The 21,255-nt window shown below is 63.0% G+C and carries 25 protein-coding genes; 22 read left to right on the top strand and 3 right to left on the bottom strand.

Annotated features, from left to right (window positions below):
• Positions 1-81: 81 nt before the first annotated feature.
• A complete protein-coding gene (locus AAIH46_RS04825) occupies positions 82-906 on the top strand; it encodes an MBL fold metallo-hydrolase (protein ID WP_430304481.1) in 825 nt (274 codons plus the stop codon).
• Positions 907-931: 25 nt separating this feature from the next.
• Here the strand turns inward: AAIH46_RS04825 and AAIH46_RS04820 are convergent, their stop codons facing one another.
• Positions 932-1,435: a pyridoxamine 5'-phosphate oxidase family protein gene (locus AAIH46_RS04820; RefSeq protein WP_430304479.1), complete on the bottom strand. Its 504-nt coding sequence runs from the start codon at positions 1,433-1,435 to the stop codon at positions 932-934.
• 205 nt (positions 1,436-1,640) lie between these two features.
• Here AAIH46_RS04820 and AAIH46_RS04815 point away from each other — a divergent pair, with 205 nt between their 5' ends.
• The 3 genes from AAIH46_RS04815 to AAIH46_RS04805 all read left to right on the top strand — a co-directional run bounded on the left by AAIH46_RS04815 (position 1,641) and on the right by AAIH46_RS04805 (position 4,062).
• Positions 1,641-2,387 (top strand): YebC/PmpR family DNA-binding transcriptional regulator, encoded by a 747-nt coding sequence (locus AAIH46_RS04815; RefSeq protein WP_430304478.1) that lies wholly within the window; start codon positions 1,641-1,643, stop codon positions 2,385-2,387.
• Between the two features lie 253 nt (positions 2,388-2,640).
• Positions 2,641-3,303 carry a sulfite exporter TauE/SafE family protein gene (locus tag AAIH46_RS04810; RefSeq protein WP_430305001.1) on the top strand — a complete coding sequence of 221 codons (663 nt, stop codon included), beginning with the start codon at positions 2,641-2,643 and terminating at the stop codon, positions 3,301-3,303.
• Positions 3,304-3,420: 117 nt separating this feature from the next.
• The gene (locus AAIH46_RS04805; protein ID WP_430304477.1) at positions 3,421-4,062 is read left to right on the top strand and encodes a hypothetical protein; all 642 of its coding nucleotides are present in this window, start codon (positions 3,421-3,423) and stop codon (positions 4,060-4,062) included.
• A 34-nt stretch (positions 4,063-4,096) separates the two neighbouring features.
• On the opposite strand, the gene AAIH46_RS04800 is transcribed toward AAIH46_RS04805, so the two are convergent.
• The gene (locus AAIH46_RS04800) at positions 4,097-5,095 is read right to left on the bottom strand and encodes an LLM class flavin-dependent oxidoreductase (RefSeq protein ID WP_430304476.1); all 999 of its coding nucleotides are present in this window, start codon (positions 5,093-5,095) and stop codon (positions 4,097-4,099) included.
• A gap of 112 nt (positions 5,096-5,207) precedes the next feature.
• On the bottom strand, positions 5,208-6,509 hold the full coding sequence (locus AAIH46_RS04795) for a hypothetical protein (protein WP_430304475.1): 1,302 nt from the start codon (positions 6,507-6,509) through the stop codon (positions 5,208-5,210).
• A 189-nt stretch (positions 6,510-6,698) separates the two neighbouring features.
• On the opposite strand from AAIH46_RS04795, the gene ruvC reads away from it, so the two are divergent.
• From ruvC to ftsH, 18 genes are all read left to right on the top strand, one after another.
• Complete coding sequence (ruvC, locus tag AAIH46_RS04790; RefSeq protein ID WP_430304474.1) at positions 6,699-7,208, top strand: crossover junction endodeoxyribonuclease RuvC; 510 nt, start codon at positions 6,699-6,701, stop codon at positions 7,206-7,208.
• Positions 7,209-7,277: 69 nt separating this feature from the next.
• Positions 7,278-7,538: an AbrB/MazE/SpoVT family DNA-binding domain-containing protein gene (locus tag AAIH46_RS04785; protein ID WP_430304473.1), complete on the top strand. Its 261-nt coding sequence runs from the start codon at positions 7,278-7,280 to the stop codon at positions 7,536-7,538.
• Entirely contained in the window at positions 7,519-7,953 is a 435-nt protein-coding gene (locus AAIH46_RS04780; RefSeq protein ID WP_430304472.1) for a type II toxin-antitoxin system VapC family toxin, read from the top strand. Before AAIH46_RS04785 ends, AAIH46_RS04780 begins: the two co-directional genes overlap by 20 nt.
• Positions 7,950-8,567, top strand: a complete 618-nt coding sequence (gene ruvA / locus AAIH46_RS04775) for a Holliday junction branch migration protein RuvA (RefSeq protein ID WP_430304470.1) — start codon at positions 7,950-7,952, stop codon at positions 8,565-8,567. Before AAIH46_RS04780 ends, ruvA begins: the two co-directional genes overlap by 4 nt.
• Before the next feature lie 58 nt (positions 8,568-8,625).
• The gene (locus AAIH46_RS04770) at positions 8,626-8,910 is read left to right on the top strand and encodes an AbrB/MazE/SpoVT family DNA-binding domain-containing protein (protein WP_430304468.1); all 285 of its coding nucleotides are present in this window, start codon (positions 8,626-8,628) and stop codon (positions 8,908-8,910) included.
• Positions 8,907-9,314 (top strand): PIN domain-containing protein, encoded by a 408-nt coding sequence (locus tag AAIH46_RS04765; protein WP_430304467.1) that lies wholly within the window; start codon positions 8,907-8,909, stop codon positions 9,312-9,314. Before AAIH46_RS04770 ends, AAIH46_RS04765 begins: the two co-directional genes overlap by 4 nt.
• Positions 9,311-10,351 (top strand): Holliday junction branch migration DNA helicase RuvB, encoded by a 1,041-nt coding sequence (gene ruvB, locus AAIH46_RS04760; RefSeq protein ID WP_430304466.1) that lies wholly within the window; start codon positions 9,311-9,313, stop codon positions 10,349-10,351. Before AAIH46_RS04765 ends, ruvB begins: the two co-directional genes overlap by 4 nt.
• 75 nt (positions 10,352-10,426) lie before the next feature.
• Positions 10,427-10,942 (top strand): NUDIX hydrolase, encoded by a 516-nt coding sequence (locus tag AAIH46_RS04755; RefSeq protein ID WP_430304465.1) that lies wholly within the window; start codon positions 10,427-10,429, stop codon positions 10,940-10,942.
• A 51-nt stretch (positions 10,943-10,993) separates the two neighbouring features.
• Positions 10,994-11,212: a DUF2945 domain-containing protein gene (locus AAIH46_RS04750; protein WP_430304463.1), complete on the top strand. Its 219-nt coding sequence runs from the start codon at positions 10,994-10,996 to the stop codon at positions 11,210-11,212.
• Positions 11,213-11,367: 155 nt separating this feature from the next.
• Positions 11,368-11,814: a tol-pal system-associated acyl-CoA thioesterase gene (gene ybgC, locus AAIH46_RS04745; RefSeq protein WP_430304462.1), complete on the top strand. Its 447-nt coding sequence runs from the start codon at positions 11,368-11,370 to the stop codon at positions 11,812-11,814.
• A 232-nt stretch (positions 11,815-12,046) separates the two neighbouring features.
• Positions 12,047-12,766, top strand: a complete 720-nt coding sequence (gene tolQ, locus AAIH46_RS04740; protein ID WP_430304461.1) for a protein TolQ — start codon at positions 12,047-12,049, stop codon at positions 12,764-12,766.
• 27 nt (positions 12,767-12,793) lie between these two features.
• On the top strand, positions 12,794-13,252 hold the full coding sequence (tolR, locus tag AAIH46_RS04735) for a protein TolR (RefSeq protein ID WP_430304460.1): 459 nt from the start codon (positions 12,794-12,796) through the stop codon (positions 13,250-13,252).
• Positions 13,253-13,261: 9 nt separating this feature from the next.
• The gene (locus AAIH46_RS04730; protein WP_430304459.1) at positions 13,262-14,386 is read left to right on the top strand and encodes a hypothetical protein; all 1,125 of its coding nucleotides are present in this window, start codon (positions 13,262-13,264) and stop codon (positions 14,384-14,386) included.
• Positions 14,387-14,468: 82 nt separating this feature from the next.
• Positions 14,469-15,788, top strand: coding sequence for a Tol-Pal system beta propeller repeat protein TolB (tolB, locus tag AAIH46_RS04725; protein ID WP_430304458.1), 1,320 nt, complete (start codon positions 14,469-14,471; stop codon positions 15,786-15,788).
• Positions 15,789-15,949: 161 nt separating this feature from the next.
• Positions 15,950-16,486 carry a peptidoglycan-associated lipoprotein Pal gene (pal, locus tag AAIH46_RS04720; protein WP_430304457.1) on the top strand — a complete coding sequence of 179 codons (537 nt, stop codon included), beginning with the start codon at positions 15,950-15,952 and terminating at the stop codon, positions 16,484-16,486.
• A 172-nt stretch (positions 16,487-16,658) separates the two neighbouring features.
• The gene (gene ybgF, locus AAIH46_RS04715) at positions 16,659-17,654 is read left to right on the top strand and encodes a tol-pal system protein YbgF (protein WP_430304456.1); all 996 of its coding nucleotides are present in this window, start codon (positions 16,659-16,661) and stop codon (positions 17,652-17,654) included.
• A 2-nt stretch (positions 17,655-17,656) separates the two neighbouring features.
• A complete protein-coding gene (gene tilS / locus AAIH46_RS04710) occupies positions 17,657-19,108 on the top strand; it encodes a tRNA lysidine(34) synthetase TilS (RefSeq protein ID WP_430304455.1) in 1,452 nt (483 codons plus the stop codon).
• A gap of 41 nt (positions 19,109-19,149) precedes the next feature.
• On the top strand, positions 19,150-21,084 hold the full coding sequence (gene ftsH / locus AAIH46_RS04705) for an ATP-dependent zinc metalloprotease FtsH (protein ID WP_430304454.1): 1,935 nt from the start codon (positions 19,150-19,152) through the stop codon (positions 21,082-21,084).
• The last annotated feature ends 171 nt before the right edge of the window (positions 21,085-21,255 follow it).

Here is a 21,255-nt window from a genome sequence, read left to right as displayed (position 1 = left end):
TGAGCCCGGCCCACGCTTAAGTGGTGGACGCTTTCGCGCGCCTGTCGCATCCTTCGTCACCGGACCGGACGAGGGGGTGGCATGATGCTGCGGACTGTCGCATTCGCTCTGATACTGCTGTTCATGACGTTTGACGGTGCCGCCGCACAAGGCGCGCAGATGCCCGTCAGCCAGTGCCAGGCGATCGCCTCGGCCATTCCCAAAGTCACCTTCGCCAGCTTCAAGCCATTCGAGACTGCGCAGCTATCGAGCGCCCGCGAGGAGGTGAAGATCACCTTCGTCGGCCATTCAACCTACCAGATCGAGAGCCCGGAAGGCGTCGTTATCGCCACCGACTACAACGGCGCCTATCGTCCGCCGGTGATGCCTGACGTCGTCACCATGAACAAGGCGCATTCCACCCACTTCACGCTGGCGCCGGATCTTGGGATCGAGCATGTGCTGCATGGCTGGAGCGAGGTTCCCGGCGACAAGATCGAGCATCGGGTGATGGTGGGGGACAGCTACGTCCGCAACGTGACGACCGACATCCGCAGCTATGGCGGCTTCGAAGAAAACGGCAACTCGATCTTCATCTTCGAGATCGCCGGGCTGTGCATCGGCCATCTCGGCCACCTGCATCACGAGTTGACGGAGAGCCACTATACGGAGATCGGCCGGCTGGACATTCTGATGGTCCCGACCGATGGCGGCCTGACGATGGGTGCCGACAGCATGAGCCGCGTCGTCCAGCGCCTGCGGTCGTCGCTGATCCTGCCGATGCACCGGGGCGGATCGTCGCTGGACCGGTTTCTGTCGATGTTCGACGGCCGCTACGACATCGCGACAGCAAGGGACCGGGTGCTGACGGTGTCGATGCGCAGCCTGCCACGCAAGCCAACGATCCTCGTCCCGCAGGGCCTGTAGCCGCCGCGGGACGCTTCTGTTGCCATCAGGCGAAGGACAGGTGCTGCTTGACGCCGACCTCGGGCATCTTCTCGTCGTTCATGTTGGCCTTGGCGATTTCCCAGCCGAACTTCAGGCTGCTGTCGGTGGACGCCCAGATTTCGGCGTCGTCGACATGCAAAGCAAGAAGCGTCAACTGCGGGTCGTCCTTGCCATGCTCGTACCAGGCGGCGGTCACGGCGCTCCAGTACTCGTCGATCTTGGCGGCTTCCTTGCGAACCTCGATGACGCCGGCAAGGCAGGCGTGGTAGTCGTGGTTCTTGCCGACGACGCAGAAGTGCGCGCGGGTGCCGGGGCGGATGGCGTGGACCAGGTCGGTGTCGGTCTTTGTGAAGAACCAGATGGTGTTCGTCTTGGGATCGGCATGCGGCGCCATCGGCTGGAAATGCATCTGCGAGCCTTCAATGCCCAGCATGCCGGCATGCAGTCCATTGATCTCGTCCCACAGCTGGCGGGCCGGCGCGTCGCGTGCTTCCGAAAGACTTACCATTGAAGATCCTTTCACGATCAGGGGTCGGTTCAGAAAACGTCTTCCGTGTTGCTTTGTTCCCCGCCGGACACGCGGCTGGAAACCGCCTCCACAGGCGCTCGGAAAGGCCTGCCGGACAGGGTCGCGGCCCGCTTTTCTGTTGATCCAGACGGCGTTACTGCCTATAAGCCGGCCTTCCAGACATATTACGCGATGAAGGGGTGCCATGGCTGGCCATTCACAGTTCAAGAACATCATGCACCGCAAGGGCAAGCAGGACGGCATCCGTTCGAAGATGTTCTCCAAGCTCGCACGCGAAATCACCGTCGCCGCCAAGACTGGTCTGCCGGACCCATCGATGAACGCCGCGCTGCGTCTGGCGATCCAGAATGCCAAGGCACAGTCGATGCCGAAGGACAACATCGACCGCGCCATCAAGAAGGCCTCGGGCGCCGACAGCGAGAACTACGATGCCGTTCGCTACGAGGGCTACGGTCCGGGTGGCGTCGCCGTCATCGTCGAGGCGCTGACCGACAACCGCAACCGCACCGCGTCAAACGTCCGCTCGACCTTCACCAAGGCTGGCGGCGCTCTGGGTGAAACCGGCTCCGTGTCGTTCTCGTTCGATCATGTCGGCGAGATTGTCTACAAGGCGTCGGCCGGCGACGCGGACACGATCATGGAAGCCGCCATCGAGGCCGGCGCCGACGATGTGGTCTCCGACGAGGAAAGCCACACGATCATCTGCGCCTTCGAAAGCCTCGGCGAGGTTTCCAAGGCGCTGGAAGCGAAGCTCGGCGAAGCCGATACGGTAAAGACGATCTGGAAGCCGCAGAACACGGTGCCGGTCGACGAGGAAAAGGCCCAGTCGCTGATGAAGCTGATCGACAGCCTCGAAGACGACGACGACGTCCAGAGCGTCTATTCGAACTTCGAGGTTTCCGACGAAGTGATGGCGAAGCTTTCCGCCTGATGGGTTCTTGGGGGAGGCGTGTTGCCTCCCGGCCGACAGATCGCGCCGTCCGCAAGGGCGGCGTCTTTGTTTCTGCTTGCAGCCTGCCGCTGCGGAAAATTGCCGAGGCCGGTCTTTTCCTTCACCCGGGCGGGCCTAGCTCCTACTCTGGTTCAACGGAGACGCTGATGTGCTCGCGGAATTTTTCGACGCAGATTTCCTGATTTTCGTCCTCATCGGCTTTCTCGCCCAGCTCGTCGACGGCGCGCTCGGCATGGCGTTCGGCGTCCTCTGCACGACGGCGCTCCTTTCTGTCGGCGTGCCGCCGGCCGTCGCGAGTGCGATGACGCATGTCACCGAATGCTTTACCACCGCAGCTTCGGGCGTCTCCCACGCCTATCAGCGCAATGTCGACTGGCGGCTTGTGGCCCGCCTTGCGCCGGCCGGCATGATCGGCGGCGCGATCGGTGCCTACCTGCTCTCCAGCATTGACGGCGAGGCGATTGCGCCCTTCATTTCCGCCTATCTCATCGCCGTCGGGTTGTTCATCCTCTACAAGGCCTTCCGCCCGCGCTGGCCGCGCGACGTGCATGACTGGCTGGTTCCTTACGTCGGCGGCGCCGGCGGCCTGCTTGATGCAATGGGCGGTGGCGGCTGGGGGCCAATCGTCACGAGTTCGCTTCTCGGTCGCGGCCACGAGCCGAAGAAGGTCATCGGCTCTACCAACCTCACCGAATTCGGCGTGACGCTGGTGATCTCGCTGACGTTCATTCTGACCCTCGGCTGGTCGGAACTGAGCTCCGCCGCGGGTCTGGTGGTCGGCGGCGTACTGGCGGCTCCCATCGGAGCGCTGGTGGTCAAGCGGCTGCCGGTAAAGCCGCTGATGCTGGCGGTTGCCGTCATCATCATCGCCACGGCGGCCGTGCGGTTCTTCTGAGCCGTCAGCGGCGGCGGACGCAAGCCCCGCATAGGCCAGGGGTGAAATCGTGCCCGGCAGACGGGATCGCGGCCCCGCGATTCTTCCTGCCGCAACGCTCTTCTTCAGGAGAACAGCATGGTTTCCTCTCTCGACAGCGTGCGTCTCTGGTCGACGCAGACCGCCATCCGCATCTTCAAGGAGAACGATGCACAGGCAGCCTCGAACGACGGCGGCAGCCGCAGCATGGCGTCAAGCCTGCTCGCCGACTATGGCATCGACAGCTCAGACGACGACCTTCCCGGCTCCACCTATTCGCTCGCCGACCTGCTGGCGGGCAGCGGCGCTTCGCAGACGCCGTCGCAACCCGAGACGCCGTCGGTTTCCGACGATGTGGAAAGCGTGTCGTTCATGGCGGGGCTCAAGGCCAAGCTGCAGGAATTGGCCGCGTCGCCCTCCACCAAGGCGCAGGCGGATGCGATGCTGGAGGCGCTGGCCGCCGGTACGCTGATGGTGACCGACGCGGTCAAGGGCGAGAAGATCCTCGCCTGGGACACCGGCGACGCGGATGCCGCGCCGACCAAGGCGGCTTCGACCGGCATTGCCGAATGGAGCAGTTTCCTGCGCGACAGCCTGGTGCGGGAAGGTGGGGCAAAATATCAGCTGAAGAGCGATGGCAGCTATACCGACAAGGCGACCGGTAACAGCGCCTATTTCGGCATGATCGGCGATGCCTACTACTATCTCACCTGGTCGGCGGCTCCGGCACCGGCGAAGTAATCGCCGGCACCGGATGCCGTTATCGCAAACGAACTCAGGCGGCCTTCTGCATCAGCGGCAGGCCGGCGAACAGTTCGGCGGAACGCAGCCGTGCGCCGATGTCGTGCACCGGCATCGAGATGATCAGTTCATCGGCACCGGTTTCGGCGAGGAAGCCGGCGAGCTTGGCGTTGACCGTTTCCGGCGAGCCGACCGCCGCATAGCGCAGCGTATGTTCGACGTTGATCCGCTCCATCTCCGACCACAGCGGGTCCATCGTGTCGACGGGACGCGGGAACTGCGAACGGATGTTGCGGCGCAGGTTGACGAACTGCTGCTGCGCCGAGGTGAACAGGTGCTGCGCCTGCGCGTCGCTATCGGCAACCACGCCCATCACGCCGACCATCGCATAGGGCTCGTCGAGCGTCGCGGACGGCTGGAACCGTTCGCGGTAGATCGCCAGCGCGTCCATCAGCATGTCCGGGGCGAAATGCGAGGCGAAGGCATAGGGCAGGCCGAGGGCCGCCGCCAGATGGGCACTGTAGAGGCTGGATCCGAGCAACCAGATCGGGATGGGTGACTGTATGCCGGGCACGGCCAGGATCGGCTGGTCGTCGGTCGGGTTGCCGAGGTAATGCTGCAGCTCGACGATGTCGTGCGGGAAGTTTTCAGCGCCGGCATCGAGGTTACGGCGCAGAGCCCGGGCTGTGCGCATGTCGGTGCCCGGTGCCCGCCCAAGGCCGAGATCGACGCGACCCGGGAACAGCGCTTCCAGCGTTCCGAACTGCTCGGCGATCACCAGCGGCGAATGGTTCGGCAGCATGACGCCGCCAGAGCCGATGCGGATCCGCTTCGTCGCAGCGCCGATATGACCAATCACCACCGAGGTTGCGGCGCTGGCAATGCCCGGCATCCCGTGATGTTCGGCAAGCCAGACACGGTTATAGCCGAGTTCCTCGGCCGCCTGCGCCAGTTGTCTGGATTCGTCGAGGGCCTGCCCGACGGAATTGCCTTCGGCGACGGGAGAAAGGTCAAGAATGGAAAAGGGGATCATGGGACGCGCTTTTCATAAAGAGATCTGTTGAGGTCTCTATGTAGTTGCTCCAGATCCGATTCTAAGACCCTCCATCATTTTCTCGCCGTGCCCGCCGGCCGCCCGGGTGCGCTCAGGTAACGGAGCGCAGATGGGATTTTTCGCCCGGCAGGCGGTCGTGCTCCGGCCGCCCCGGCGCCACGAAACTGAAAAGCGACAAGCGGGTATCGATGGCGCTCGCTTCGCTCATGATGCGCACCATCGCGTTCTCGCTCGCCTGGACGATCTCATGGGTTCGGGAGAGCACGATTTCCGTTTCCCTGGCCGACATGTGTGCAAGCGAAAGCCGCTGGACTTCCAGCTCAACATTCCGCGCCAGTCGCTCGACGGGCGCCGCCACCGTCTCGATTGTTCCGGCGAGCATCACGGCGTCGCGCGTCAGGCTACGCACGTGCCGGAGGCTGTCGCTCAGTTGCTGTTCCATTTCGTGGGTGTGGATCAACAGATCCTGGGTTGTTGCCATGCCCGCATCCGCAAGCTGCCGGGCAAGCACTGCCGCTTGAGGATTTGGCGGCAAGCCGTCTAGCCCATCCTTGTCTGCGAGGACAGCTGCCAGTTCCTCCGCCTTGATCGTCAGGCTTCCGACCGAATGGACCAATTGGGTGACGCTATCGAGAGACCGGCCGGCCGCCTCGCTGGCGCTGAGCGCTTCGGTCGATGCGTTTGCGATCCCGGTGCCGTGCTCCGCGATCCCCGCGAGGCGACGTGAGATGGTGTCGGCATCCCGATGACGCGTATGCGCTGCGCGGTTCAGGACGTCGAGCGCGCCGTTTGCTTTTTGAGCGGCCGGCAAAGCACCGGCAATCCGTTCGCCGATCACCGCAAGGTCGCCCTGGCTGGCACGTCCATGCTCACGAAGCGCCGTGGTGCTGCGATGGGCGGCAGAGAGATTGACGTTCATCATCGAGGCAAGCCGGTTGAAGCGCACGCGCAGACCATCGAGCTTTTCCGGGAAGCTGACATAGAGCAGGCAGGAGAGGTCACCATTCGACAGCCGCCGGAGCGCATCCTCCAGCCGCGCAAGCGCCTCTTCCTGATCCGCCTGGAGGGTAGCCGGTTCGCGGCGCAGGCGGCTGATCTCGCGAGCCAGGGCACCGATCTCATCCGCACGCGCCGTATCTGCCACCATCTGCTGGCGGGAGAGTTGGCTGTCATCGTCGTCCTTGGCGAGCCGCCGCAGCGGCGCATCGACCTGGATCGCGATCATCGCGATCGCTGCGCAGCCGGCCAATGCCGCCGCGACGCTGAAGCCCAGGATCTCCGGTGAAAGCCGCGCCGCCTTGATGGCAACGAGGATGACAGCCACGAGGTTGAACGTGACGAAAAACATGATCGTCTCGATCGGCCGGTTCTTCAACCGGGTGAACATCATCATGATGGACCTCCTGTTTTTCCTGGGTTCAGCTTTAAGCTGATTCGAGGTGTCCGGTTGCCATCCGACTGGCATCGAAGGCCGCTTCGACCGGGTAGCTTTAATCCTTGGTTAACGGTTTCAACCCGATGTTTCGTTTTTGTTCACATTGCCGCTGGCACGCAGCCGCGGCTCGGGAGTAGACTTGCGGACATGAGCAACACGATTCGCATCATCGGCATCGATCCCGGCCTCAGGCGCACAGGCTGGGGCGTCATCGAGACACTCGGCAACAGCCTGAAGTTCGTCGGATCGGGCACCGTCACTTCCGACGGCGACATGGATCTCGCCTCCAGGCTCTGCCAGCTGCATGACGGGCTGGCGGAAGTCGTGCACGCCTACCAGCCGGACGAGGCGGCGGTCGAGCAGACCTTCGTCAACAAGGACGCCGTGGCGACCCTGAAGCTTGGCCAGGCGCGCGGCGTGGTGATGCTGGTGCCGGCCCGGGCAGGACTGCCGGTTTCCGAATATGCGCCGAATGCGGTGAAGAAGGCCGTGATCGGCGTCGGCCATGGCGAGAAGCAGCAGATCCACATGATGCTGAAGATCCTCATGCCGAAGGCCGAGTTCAAGGGCAATGACGCAGCGGATGCCTTGGCAATTGCCATCTGCCATGCCCACAATCGCGGCGGCCATCGGATGCGCCAGGCGCTTGCCGGGTAGCAGCCTGCAGCTAGTTTGTTCTTGAGTTGTTCCGCCAGATCTTCTAGGTAATACCACAGAGGTATTACCATGCGCGTCACCGAAAAAGGTCAGGTCACGATCCCCAAGCACATTCGCGACCGACTGAAGATCGGGCCGGGATCGGAGGTCGATTTTGTCGCGACGGGCGATGGTGTGCGGCTCGTCAAAGGCAATGCTGATAGCGGAGAGATCAAGGACTTCGACGCCTGGGCAGCAAGCGTCGAGGGTAGGGTAGATCTCGGCGGCATGTCGACGGACAAATTCATGGAGTGGATCCGGGGCGTGCGCGATGACCTCCACGATCGTTGATACGAATGTCCTGATCGATATGCTCGGTCAGTCATCTGTCGTGCGGGATTGGTCGCGGCACGCTTTGAAGGCTTGTGCTGCACAGGGGGAACTCATCTTGAATCCGGTGATCTGGTCTGAGCTTGGCGCATCGCCGCTGACGGAAGCGGAAGCCACCGCAGCATTCTCCTGGTTGGGGATGAAGCGGGAGACCATCACCTTCGAAGCCGCGTTCCTCGCCGGGAAAGCTCACGTCCGCTATCGCAGATCCGGAGGTTTGCGCGAACGTACCTTACCGGATTTCCTGATCGGCGCTCACGCGGCAGTGCGTCGACATCGCCTGCTGACCAGAGACCCGCAGCGATATCGCGCCTACTTTCCGACAATCGAGCTGATCAGCCCCGACACCCACTCCATTGCAGGACCCGCTTCATGATCGGCAAGCTCAAAGGCACCATCGACGAGATCGGCGACGATTACGTCCTCGTCGACGTGCATGGCGTTTGTTACGTCGCCCACTGTTCGGCCCGGACGCTGGGGCGGATCGGATCGGCGGGCGAGGCGATCGTGCTGTTCATCGAGACTTATGTCCGCGAGGATCAGCTGAAGCTGTTCGGCTTCCTCAGCGCGCTGGAGCGGGAATGGTTCAACCTGCTGCAGAGCGTGCAGGGCGTCGGCGCCAAGGTGGCGCTCGCGGTTCTCGCGACCCTTACACCGTCGGAACTTGCCAATGCCATCGCGCTGCAGGACAAGGCTGCGGTGTCGCGGGCTCCGGGCGTCGGGCCGAAGGTCGCGGTGCGCATCGTCACGGAACTGAAGAATCGCGCGCCGGCATTTGCCGGAGACGGGGGAGCCAATATCGGCCTCAAGCAGGAGTTGGGGGAGGGCGTCGCTGCCGCTCCTGTCGCCGATGCCGTCTCGGCGCTCACCAATCTCGGCTATTCGCGTGACCAAGCAGCAAATGCCGTGGCCGCTGCCTTGAAGAACGGCGGCGAGGGCGGCGACAGCGCCAAGCTTATCCGTCTCGGGTTGAAGGAACTGTCACGGTGATAGCTTGTCCCCGGCATTATTCCTTACTATCCTGAGAAAGTAAGGAGATTGGACTGCGATGAACGCCAATATGACACTTACCGCCAAGGGACAGATGACTGTGCCCAAGCACCTGCGTGACCAGCTTCAGATGAAGCCAGGCGACAAATGTTATGCCTGGATCAGAGATGGTGAATTGATCATCGTACCCCGTAACAAGCCACTTGCCGATCTTCCCGGCATCCTTGGCAGGCCGCCCAGGGAAACTGATGGCGCCTTTCCCGATGTGAAGACCGTCGTCATGGATGCGGCCGTCGAGCGGTTCGAGCACGCTGATACTGATCCCGACGGCGACAGCCGATGAGCCCGCGCCTGGGCATAGACACCAATGTCTTGTTACGCATCGCCGTTAGCGATGATGCGCAACAGTCCGAGCGCATTCGTTCGTTCATCGCGCATCTCAAGGAGGACGACGTGCTTTTCATCAACGTCTCGGTCATTGTCGAGGCGTTCTGGGTGTTGAATCGCTTCTACCAATATCCGCGCACGGCCATTCTCGATTTCCTGCAGGCGATCCTCGAACGCCGTGAATTCGAGGTGGCCGAATTCGAGGCCGTCGGCAATGCCATTCATGCCTGCCGGCATGGTAGCGTGGACTTCCCCGACGCCCTGCTGAGCGAAATGAACCGGTCCGCCGGCTGTAGCACGACATTTACCTTCGACCGAAAAGCCGCGGCACGCGTGCCCGGCATGGAACTGCTTGCATGACGCTTCCCAATCCCATCCTCTCGCCGGTCAAGAAGGGCGAGGATCTCGACGCGGCGCTGCGCCCGCAGACGCTCGACGAGTTCACCGGCCAGGCGGAAGCGCGCGCCAATCTGAAGGTCTTCATCGAAGCCGCCAAGAACCGCGGCGAGGCGCTTGACCACGTGCTGTTCGTCGGGCCGCCGGGTCTCGGCAAGACGACGCTGGCGCAGATCATGGCGAAGGAACTGGGGGTGAATTTCCGCTCGACATCCGGCCCGGTTATCGCCAAGGCCGGCGACCTTGCGGCACTCCTGACCAATCTTGAAGAGCGGGACGTGCTGTTCATCGACGAGATCCACCGTCTCAACCCGGCGGTCGAGGAAATTCTCTATCCGGCTATGGAGGATTTTCAGCTCGACCTGATCATCGGCGAGGGTCCGGCGGCGCGTTCGGTGAAGATCGATCTGTCGAAGTTCACGCTGGTCGCCGCAACCACCCGTCTCGGGCTGCTGACGACGCCCTTGCGCGACCGGTTCGGCATCCCGGTGCGCCTCAATTTCTATACGGTCGAGGAGCTGGAACTCATCGTCCGACGCGGGGCGCGGCTGATGAACCTCGGCATTACCGAGGACGGCGCACGGGAGATCGCAAGGCGGGCGCGGGGAACACCGCGCATCGCCGGTCGGCTGCTGCGGCGGGTTCGCGACTTCGCCGAGGTCGCCCGGGCAGAAGCTGTGACGCGGGAGATCGCGGACGAGGCGCTGACCCGCCTCAACGTCGACAACATGGGCCTCGACCAGTTGGACAAGCGCTACCTCAACATGATCGCCGTCAATTTCGGCGGCGGGCCGGTCGGGATCGAAACCATCGCCGCGGGGCTTTCTGAGCCGCGGGATGCGATCGAGGATATCATCGAGCCCTACATGATCCAGCAGGGCTTCATCCAGCGCACGCCGCGCGGCCGGGTGCTGACGGGAATCGCCTGGAAGCATCTCGGCCTCCAGCCGCCGAAGGATCTGGAAGCCGCGCAGTTTCGCCTGACCCTCGACGATGAATGAGTTCCAGCTACCGATGCGCATCAGACTGCATCCGGGAATTGTGTCGATCGAACTGAGCTGAGGACCAGGCATATCATGGGACATCGCATCCGGATCAAGACCAGGCCGAAGCTGACATTCCAGATGCGGGTAGCGGGCCTCGGTTTTCGCGATGGCCACGTGCTTGTCCACCGGGCGGTGCACGAGCCGTTCTGGACATTCCCCGGTGGCGGTGCGGAGATCGGCGAGACATCCGAGCAGACCCTGGCGCGCGAGATGGTGGAGGAACTGGGCGTGCAGGTGCGCGTGCGGCGGCTGTTGTGGATGGTCGAGAACTTCTTCCGCTACGAAGGGCGCGACTGGCACGAGCTTGGGCTGTACTACCTGATGGAGATCCCGCCGAGCTTCCCTTTCGCGTCGGGACCGATCATCCATCGGGGGGTCGATGGCGACAGTGAACTCGAGTTCAAGTGGGTGCCGGCAACCGTCCAGTCCCTGAAATCGCTGGATATTCCGCCGTACTTCATCGCCGACGAGATCGAGACCCTTCCCGAGGTGCCCCGCCATCTGGTGTGGGACGATCGGGACCTGGATGCCCTGCACCGCCTTTGATCCGGGAACCGCTGTCCGCGACGATCGTTCGGAGCGGACAGGAGGTGCAGCATGAAACAACCCCACAAGGGCGACGACGTCTCGTGGAAATGGGGCAAGGGGACGGCAAACGGCGAAGTCACCCAGACATTTACCGACGACGTGACCCGCACGATCAAGGGCAAGAAGATCACCCGCAAGGCGGATGACGAGGAGCCGGCCGTGCTGATCCGCCAGAAGAACGGCAACAGGGTGCTGAAGAGCGCCTCGGAAGTTCACAAAAAGAGCTAGCGCCGGGGCTGCGGTCGCGCCTTCCATTCTCCGCAAAGGGCTTGCCCGATGCCACGTCATTGCCAGCGCCCTAAAATGCCTGCCAATGGTTTGCGTCGGCCGGCGAAGCCGGTAAGGGAGAGGCTTGATCATCTAACCTGGTTTGGCCTCTACCCATGTCGGATACCCTCTCCTTTCCCTTATCCGGTGAACTCGTTGACGGCGGTCACCGCCTCGTCCAACGGGTGTATTACGAAGACACGGATTTCTCCGGCCTGGTCTACCACGCTCGTTACCTGCATTTCCTGGAGCGCGGGCGGACCGACTATCTTCGGTGCCTCGGATGCGAGCAGAGCGCGCTCGTCTCGATCGACGAGGAGGGGCTGGTGTTCGTCGTTCACCGCATGGAGATCGATTTCAAGGCGCCGGCGCGGATGGATGACATCCTGACCGTTACGACCCGAACCGAAAAGGCCGGCGGCGCCAAGATGGTGCTCGTCCAGGAGATCCGCCGCGGCGAAACGCTGTTGATCGCAGCCAGGGTCATCATCGCCGTGATCAACCGCAGCGGCCGGCCCCGTCGGTTGCCCGACAGCATCGCCAGCAGCTTCAACGGCAGCTGAGGGTGCGGGGTGCCGCCCCGCGGTAACACATTCTTAACGATAATATTGTCTTACTTGCATCCATGGAATTTGTGCGATGCACGCCTTCCTTTGACCAAATTTGAAGGCGAGAAGGCCAGCTGAAACCTCAGGTAAACGGGCATTTCAGCGCATTTGCGTCTTCATGGGAAACGCTTGCGAACCGGCCCGTATTGGTTACGTGCCGGGCGATTGGATTCGGGGTAGTGGGTAGATGGAACAAGCGGGTTTGGCTGCAGCGGCTAGCGAAGTAAGCCTCTGGTCGCTCTTCATGCAGGCTGGCATCGTCGTCAAGATCGTCATGATCGGTCTGATCGGCGCCTCGGTCTGGACCTGGGCGATCGTCATCGACAAATACGTGAACTTCACGCGCGCCAAGCGCCATTTCGACCAGTTCGAACAGGTCTTCTGGTCGGGGCAGTCGCTGGAAGAACTGTACCGGACACTCGCCGAGCGCCAGAACACCGGGCTTGCCGCGATCTTCGTCTCGGCGATGCGCGAGTGGAAGAAGAGTTTCGAACGCGGCGCGCGTTCGCCGATCGGTCTGCAGATGCGTATCGACCGGGCGATGGACGTGACGATCGCGCGCGAGAGCGAGGTTTACGAATCCCGCCTCGGATCGCTGGCCACCATCGGCTCGGCCGGTCCGTTCATCGGCCTGTTCGGCACCGTCGTCGGCATCATGACCTCTTTCCAGGCAATCGCCGGCTCGAAGTCGACCAACCTTGCGGTCGTCGCACCGGGTATCGCCGAAGCGCTGCTGGCAACGGCCATCGGCCTCGTTGCCGCTATCCCGGCGGTCATGGCCTACAACAAGTTCATGTCGGATGCCGGCAAGCTGTCGGGCCGCATGGAAGGATTTGCCGACGAGTTCTCGGCCATCCTGTCGCGCCAGATCGACGAAAAGCTTCAGCCGCGCCAGGCGGCCCAGTAAGGCTAAGGGCGCCGAGGAGGATACGTCATGGGTATGTCGGCAGGTGGTTCCAAGGCTTCGGGCGGACGGCGTGGTGGTCGACGTGGCCGCGGTCGTGGCGGCGCGATCAGCGAAATCAACGTTACGCCGCTCGTCGACGTCATGCTGGTGCTGCTCATCATCTTCATGGTGGCCGCCCCGATGATGACCGTCGGCGTGCCGATCGACCTGCCAGAAACGCAGGCGAAGGCGATGAATTCCGACACGCAGCCGATCACCATCTCGGTCAACCCGACGGGCGAGATCTACCTGCAGGAAACGCCGATCGCGATTGACGAAGTGGTGCCGAAGCTCGAGGCGATTGCCACCACCGGCTACAACGAACGTATCTATGTGCGCGGCGACACGGCTGCAGCCTATGGCGTTGTCATGAAGGTCATGGCGCGCATTTCTTCTGCAGGTTTCAAGAACATCGGTCTTGTGACGCTGCAGGAACAGGAGAAGTGATCCTCGCGCATGAAGGGTAGTCTCGGCACATCGCTGGTTCTGCATTCCATGCTGGCGGCATGGGCGCTGTTTTCCTATAGCGCTCCGGCGGCCTTCGAGGTCTCGGCTGTCGATGCCATCCCGGTGGACATGGTCCCGGTCGAATCGATCACCCAGACGCAGAAGGGTGACGAGAAGGCACCGAAGAACGAAAAGCCGGCACCGACCCCGACGACGAAGCCCAACATCGTCGAGAACGCCGAAAATGTCGGCGATCGGGATGTCGACCTGAAGACGCCCCCGACGCCGGTAAAGCGCCCGGTGCCGACCGAGACCGCGGCTGCGCCGCCGAAGGTCGAAAAGCCGCTGCCGAACCCGACCAACGAAAACAATCAGGTCAAGGAAATCGCTCCGGAAGAGACGGCGCCGAAGCCGGTAGAGACGGCGGCCTTGCCGACGCCGAAGCCCGAGGTGACGCCGCCGACGCCGAAGCCCGACCCGCAGCCGGAGCCCAAGCCCGCCGAACAGCAGGCCGAGGAAGTGCCCCTGCCGACCAGCGTGCCGGTGCCCGCCTCGCGTCCGGAGCCGCCCAAGCCGCAGGAAGCAAAGCCGGCCGAGAAGCCCACTGAGCAGACGGCGGAAAAGCCGGCCGAGAAGACGCCGGACAAGAAGATTGCCGACAAGAAGCAGGAGACCGCAAAGGCTGCCGCCTCGCAGCAGAGCGACTTCAATGCCGACCAGATCGCGGCGATGCTGAACAAGCAGGAATCCGCCGGCGGTGGCGCCAAGCGCTCGACGGAAGTCGCCTCGCGCGGCGATAAAAAGACCATCGGCACCGGCCTGAGCTCCAGCGAGGTCGACAACGTCAAGGGCCAGATCCAGGGCAACTGGTCGCTGGTTGCCGGCCTGACCTCGGTGGATCAGGTGCGTGTCACCATTCGGGTGCAGCTGGATCCGTCGGGCAACATCGTCGGTCGCCCGGAGATTTCCGCTACCGGTGGGCCTGAGGGCACGCGCCGCGCCGTGGAAAGCAGCACCTATCGCGCGCTGATGCGTTCGGCGCCTCTGAAGAACATGCCGGCCGAGAAATACGACGGCGAAAAAGGATGGAATACCCTGGTGCTGAATTTCGATCCTTCCGAATTCGCACTCTGAACGGCCGGAACTGGAACCCATGTCGGATCAAAACGCCAACTCTGTGCCAAACCCTTCGTGTAAAGCTGAAAGGCTTGTCTCTATGACCAAGTTCTCTCTTTTCCGTGCCCTGATGGTGGCTGCGGGCATGTTGACCGCCGCGGTGGCGGCCACGCCTGCCTATGCCGTCGTCGAGATCAACATCAACAAGGGCAATGTCCAGCCGCTGCCGATCGCCGTGACCGACTTCCAGTCGGGCAACGAGCTCGGTGCGCAGATTTCCGCGGTGATCGCTGCCGACCTGCAGCGCTCCGGCCTGTTTGCGCCGGTCAACAAGGCTGCCTTCATCGAGAAGATCAGCGACCCCAACCAGATGCCGCGTTTCGAGGACTGGAAGGCGATCAATGCCCAGGCGCTGGTCACCGGCCGCGTCACCCGCGAGGGCGACGGCCGCCTGCGCGCCGAATTCCGCCTGTGGGATACGTTCGGCGGCCAGCAGATGACCGGCCAGCAGTTCTTCACCCAGCCGGAAAACTGGCGCCGCGTCGCCCATATCATCGCCGACGCCATCTACAAGCAGGTGACCGGCGAAAACGGCTATTTCGACAGCCGCGTCGTGTTTGTCTCCGAAAGCGGCCCGAAGAACGCCCGCCAGCGCCAGCTTGCGATCATGGACCAGGACGGCTTCAACGTCCGCACGCTGACGGCCGGCGGAAAGGACAACATCGTCCTCACGCCGCGCTTCTCGCCGAACCGCCAGGAAGTGACGTACATGTCCTTCGAGGGCCAGCAGCCGCGGGTCTATCTCCTGCAGCTCGAGACGGGCCAGCGCGAAGTGGTCGGTAACTTCCCGGGCATGACGTTTGCGCCGCGCTTCTCGCCGGATGGCCAGAAGGTCATCATGAGCCTGCAGCAGGACGCCAACTCCAATATCTACACCATGGACCTGCGGTCGCGCACCACGACGCGGCTGACCAACACGGCTGCCATCGACACTTCGCCGTCCTATTCGCCGGATGGCGGACGGATCGTCTTCGAAAGCGACCGCGGCGGTCGCCAGCAGCTCTACGTGATGAACGCCGACGGTTCCGGCCAGACGCGCATCTCCTTCGGCGACGGCTCCTACTCGACGCCGGTCTGGTCTCCGCGTGGCGACCTGATCGCCTTCACCAAGCAGTCAGCCGGTAAGTTCTCGATCGGCGTGATGAAGCCGGACGGCTCGGGCGAGCGCATCCTGACGACCGGCTTCCACAACGAAGGCCCGACCTGGGCACCGAATGGCCGGGTGCTGATGTTCTTCCGTCAGCCGGCTGGTTCGGGCGGACCGCAGCTCTACTCGATCGACCTGACCGGCTACAACGAGCAGGCCATCAAGACGCCGGCTTACGGTTCCGACCCGGCATGGTCGCCGCTTCTCGAATAGTGGCGCCTGACGCCACCCCGTCACTACTCTGCCGCAATGACCTGAAATTGCGGCAGAAGCAGTCAGGTTACCAATCATTAACCATGACTGTTGGCTTCGGATTAACCAGGATCGGTTAGAGTCTGGCAACGTTGAATTTTCTGATCAAGGAGAGACCGGCCATGAGCCGCACCAATATCCCGGCGATGAGCCGCATGCAGACCCTGGCACGCAACCCTGCCGTCATCGCACTGACGCTGGCGCTGGCGCTGGCCGGCTGCGCGAACAAGAAGAACATGCCCAACAGCGCCGGCGATCTGGGCCTGGGTTCGGGTGCAGGCGCCGCGACGCCGGGCTCCAGCCAGGACTTCACGGTCAATGTCGGCGACCGCATCTTCTTCGACACCGACTCGACCTCGATCCGCGCCGATGCCCAGCAGACGCTCGACCGTCAGGCTCAGTGGCTGCAGCGTTACCCGAACTACGCGATCACGGTCGAAGGCCATGCCGACGAACGCGGCACCCGCGAATACAACCTGGCACTCGGCGCTCGCCGCGCAGCCTCGACGCGCGAATACCTCGCATCGCGTGGCGTACCGGCAAACCGCATGAAGACGATCTCCTACGGCAAGGAACGTCCGGTCGCAGTCTGCGACGACATTTCCTGCTGGTCGCAGAACCGTCGCGCAGTCACTGTTCTGGGTGGCGCCGGCCGTTGATCCTTCGGGGATGAGGGACGGGAAGGCGACCGCGTGGTCGCCTTTTTCCGTTCTCCTTAGTTCTGCCGAACTTGCCCCGTCATTTCGCTTTCAATGCGGTTGTTATCGACTGTAACAGGAACCACCCGCGCCCGGCCGACGGGCCGGCGTCACGAAAAGCAGGACGAACGATATGAGCAAATTTGTCTTGGCAGCGATGCTGGGGCTTGCCGCTAGCACCGCTCCGGCATCCGCGTTCACGCTGTCGAATGTCTTCCCCTCGGCCCAGCGGTCGGCGCCGACGGCGCAGCCGTCGCAGGCACCTGTCATCCAGGTGCAGAGCGCCAACGAATCCGTCCGGATCCAGCAGCTGCAGGATGAACTGCGGCAGCTGAACGGGCGTGTCGAGGAAATGAGCTTCCAGCTGCTGCAGATGCAGGAGACGATCCGCAAGGCGCAGGAAGACAACGAATTCCGCTTCCAGGAGCTCGAAAAGAGCCAGTCGGGTGGCGGGTCCGCGCCTTCGGTTGCTGCCGCTCCGGCAGCTGGCTCAAAAAAAAACGCTAACGATGAGGTAGCCCGGATCATCGGCAGCCCGGCGCCTTCCGCGCCGGCTGCCGCCGGGACTCCACCGGTTGCTCCCAACGCGGCACCCGGCCCGGCAACCCTCGGCTCCATCGAGATGGACAGCAAGGGAAGCCCCGTCGGCGGCTCGGTGAACCAGGCCGCCCGCAATTCGGCAACGCTTCCCGGCGTCGACAGCGGCGCCGCACCGACCCGTGATCCGCAGCAGACCGCGTCGCTTGGCAATGAAGGCGATGCGTATCGGGCCGCCTACAACCACGTGCTGTCCGGTGATTACAAGCTGGCCGAGACCGAGTTCTCCTCCTACCTGCAGTCGTTTCCGAAAAGCGCGCGGGCGGCCGACGCCAATTTCTGGCTGGGAGAGGCGCAGTATTCGCAAGGCAAGTACAGCGATTCTGCCAAAACCTTCCTCAACGCCCACCAGGCTTTTGGCACGTCGCCCAAGGCGCCGGAAATGCTGCTGAAGCTCGGCATGTCGCTTGCCGCTCTCGACAACCGCGAGACCGCCTGCGCGACGCTGCGCGAGGTGCCGAAGCGTTACCCCAATGCGGCGCGTCCGGTGCTTTCCAAGGTGACGAGCGAGCAGAAGCGCCTGAGCTGCTGACCGTGCCGGGCGCGGGGCAGCGTGACGCGCCACTGTCTCCCGTAGAGGCTATCGACCACCTGCTGGCTTACCTGCCGCGGCCGTCACGTCTGCTTGTCGCGGTGTCGGGCGGCAGCGACTCGATTGGTCTGCTTGTCGCTCTGAAACAGGCCATCGACCATTCACCTCCAGATACCTTTGAGATCGTTGCCGCCACCGTCGATCACGGTCTGCGGCCCGAATCCGCCGCCGAAGCCAGCAGCGTCGGCGACTTTTGTCAGCGCCTCGACATTCCGCACGTGATCCGACGCTGGGCCGGTATAAAGCCCGCAACGGGTGTCGCCGCTGCCGCCCGGACGGCCCGTTACGACCTGCTTTGCCAGGTCGCCGCCGAGCGGCAAGCTTGCGTCATCGTGACCGGCCACACCTTCGACGATCAGATCGAGACGATCGCCATGCGAGGTGCGAGAAGCGGAGGCGGCGTGGGCTCTACCGGCATGGCCTCGTCGACCATCCTCGATCGGCGATTTCCCTTGCTTCGGCCGTTCCTTGCCACCCGCCGCGATGCGATCCGTGACCTGCTGCGCAATGAAGCAATTCCGTGGGTGGAGGATCCAAGCAATATCGATCGCCGCTCCGAGCGGGCGCGTTTGCGCCAGGACCTGCCGACCGTACCCGTCGGAGACGAAGCAGAGGTTCTGCGACAGTGGCGCGAGGCGGCAGAGGGTCGCCGCCAGCTGAGCGCTGCTGCTGCAGATCTGGCGGGCGACTACCTCAGCCTCCATCACCGGGTAGCGGCAAGGCTGGACCTTGATGTGCTGACCGGCGACCAGGGGGCGCTCAGACTGTTGATCGGCGCCTTGACGGCCGTCATCGGTGGCCGCGTTCATGTGCCTTCACGCGCGGTACAGGCGCGCATCGGCCAGTTCCTCGACAATGCTTCGCCGGGTCGCATGACAGCGGGACGGGTGCTTTTCGAACGTCGCAGGGAAGCGCTCTACATGGTGCGCGAAGACAGGGACCTGCCGATCCTGCGGGTGGAGATCGGCGAGACGGTTGTCTGGGACGGACGGTTCAGGATCTCCAACCACAGCGACCAGGCACTGGATGTCCGTCCGACACTGATGACGTCTGGCCAGGGCGGCCAGAGCGGGGAGGGCGGTCCGGATGCTGCCCACCAGCAGCCGATCACCGGCGGCCTGCCGCCGCGAATTGCAAGGCTTGCCCGCCGTTCTTTGCCGATGGTGACAGAATGCCACGGCGAGACCGCCGGCCTGACGATCGAGCGGGTTCTCCTGCCGTTTGACCGCTTCCTACCGGAATTTGATTGGCAGCTTGCGAATTCGCTTGCCGCTGTCGCCGAATTGCCGTCATTTCCGCCGTCGCCATTTGACGTTTTCAGCCGGAAAACAGGATCGGCGCCCGCCGTTGCCTTGGCAAGGGGACGGCGCAATCCTATGTTAAGCGACAAGTAAGGCGGATGCCATGAGCGGGCCGTCATTGTCCGGGGAGTTCGATGAACCCAAACTTTCGTAATTTCGCCCTTTGGGCGATAATCGCCCTGCTGCTGATCGCTTTGTTCAGCATGTTCCAGACGGCGCCGACGCAGACGAGTTCGCGGGAGATCCCGTACTCGCAGTTCCTGCGCGACGTCGATTCCGGACGTGTCCGCGATGTTGTGGTGACGGGCAATCGTGTTCTCGGTACCTTCACGGAGAACGGCACCGGCTTCCAGACCTATTCGCCGGTCATCGACGACAGCCTGATCGAACGGCTGCAGTCAAAGAACGTGACGATCGTCGCGCGTCCGGAAACCGATGGTTCGTCGGGCTTCCTGAGCTATATCGGAACGCTGTTGCCGATGCTGCTGATCCTTGGCGTCTGGCTGTTCTTCATGCGCCAGATGCAGGGTGGCTCGCGCGGTGCGATGGGCTTCGGCAAGTCAAAGGCGAAGCTTCTGACGGAAGCGCATGGCCGCGTCACGTTCGATGATGTTGCCGGTGTCGACGAAGCCAAGGCCGACCTCGAGGAAATCGTCGAATTCCTGCGTGATCCGCAGAAGTTCCAGCGTCTCGGCGGTCGCATTCCGCGCGGCGTCCTGCTGGTCGGCCCTCCGGGTACGGGTAAGACGCTGCTTGCGCGTTCGGTTGCCGGTGAAGCAAACGTCCCCTTCTTCACCATTTCCGGTTCGGACTTCGTCGAAATGTTCGTCGGCGTTGGCGCAAGCCGTGTCCGCGACATGTTCGAGCAGGCCAAGAAGAACGCGCCCTGCATCATCTTCATCGACGAAATCGATGCCGTCGGCCGCCATCGTGGTGCCGGTCTTGGCGGCGGTAACGATGAACGCGAGCAGACGCTGAACCAGCTGCTGGTCGAGATGGACGGCTTCGAGGCGAACGAAGGCATCATCCTGATCGCTGCCACCAACCGTCCGGACGTTCTGGACCCGGCGCTCTTGCGTCCCGGCCGTTTCGACCGTCAGGTCGTCGTGCCGAACCCGGACATCGTCGGCCGCGAGCGGATCCTCAAGGTGCATGCCCGCAACGTGCCGCTGGCACCGAATGTCGACCTCAAGGTTCTGGCCCGCGGTACGCCCGGCTTCTCGGGTGCGGATCTGATGAACCTCGTCAACGAGGCAGCCCTCATGGCCGCACGCCGCAACAAGCGGCTGGTGACGATGGCGGAATTCGAAGACGCCAAGGACAAGATCATGATGGGTGCGGAGCGCCGCTCCTCCGCCATGACCGAAGCCGAGAAGAAGCTGACCGCCTACCACGAGGCCGGCCACGCTATCACGGCGCTCTACGTTCCTGTTGCCGATCCGCTTCACAAGGCGACCATCATTCCGCGCGGCCGTGCACTCGGCATGGTCATGCAGCTTCCCGAGGGCGATCGCTACTCGATGAGCTACAAGTGGATGGTGTCGCGTCTCGTCATCATGATGGGCGGCCGGGTTGCCGAGGAACTGACGTTCGGCAAGGAAAACATCACCTCGGGTGCTTCCTCCGATATCGAGCAGGCCACCAAGCTTGCCCGCGCCATGGTCACGCAGTGGGGCTTCTCCGACATCCTCGGTCAGGTCGCCTACGGTGAGAACCAGCAGGAAGTGTTCCTCGGTCACTCCGTGTCGCAGTCGAAGAACGTGTCGGAATCGACGGCCCAGAAGATCGACATGGAGGTCCGCCGGCTGATCGACGAGGCCTATGTCGAAGCGCGCCGCATCCTCACCGACCAGCATGACGAGTTCGTTACGCTGGCGGAAGGGCTGCTTGAATACGAAACCCTGTCGGGTGCCGAAATCAAGGCGCTGATCAAGGGCCAGAAGCCGTCGCGCGACCTGGGTGACGATACGCCGGCCCGTGGGTCTGCCGTTCCGAAGGCCGGTCCGAAGAAGGACGAGCCGAAGGGCGACGGCGAACCGGAAAGCGGGCTTGAGCCGCAGCCGCACTAACTTCGGCACATCAACTTGGGCAAAGGCCGTCGGAGCAATCCGGCGGCCTTTTGTCGTCTCGTTAAGACCCTCTTCAGGTTTCGGTAACGGGATATGATGGATTTTGACGCTAATTTATGTGCCCGGACCACCATTCTATGGCATGAGCAAGCAACACAGCCATGCGCGGCA

Source organism: Rhizobium sp. 0TCS1.26 (assembly GCF_050455525.1).
Classification (GTDB): Bacteria; Pseudomonadota; Alphaproteobacteria; order Rhizobiales; family Rhizobiaceae; genus Neorhizobium.
This window is presented reverse-complemented; position numbering and strand designations above follow the sequence as displayed.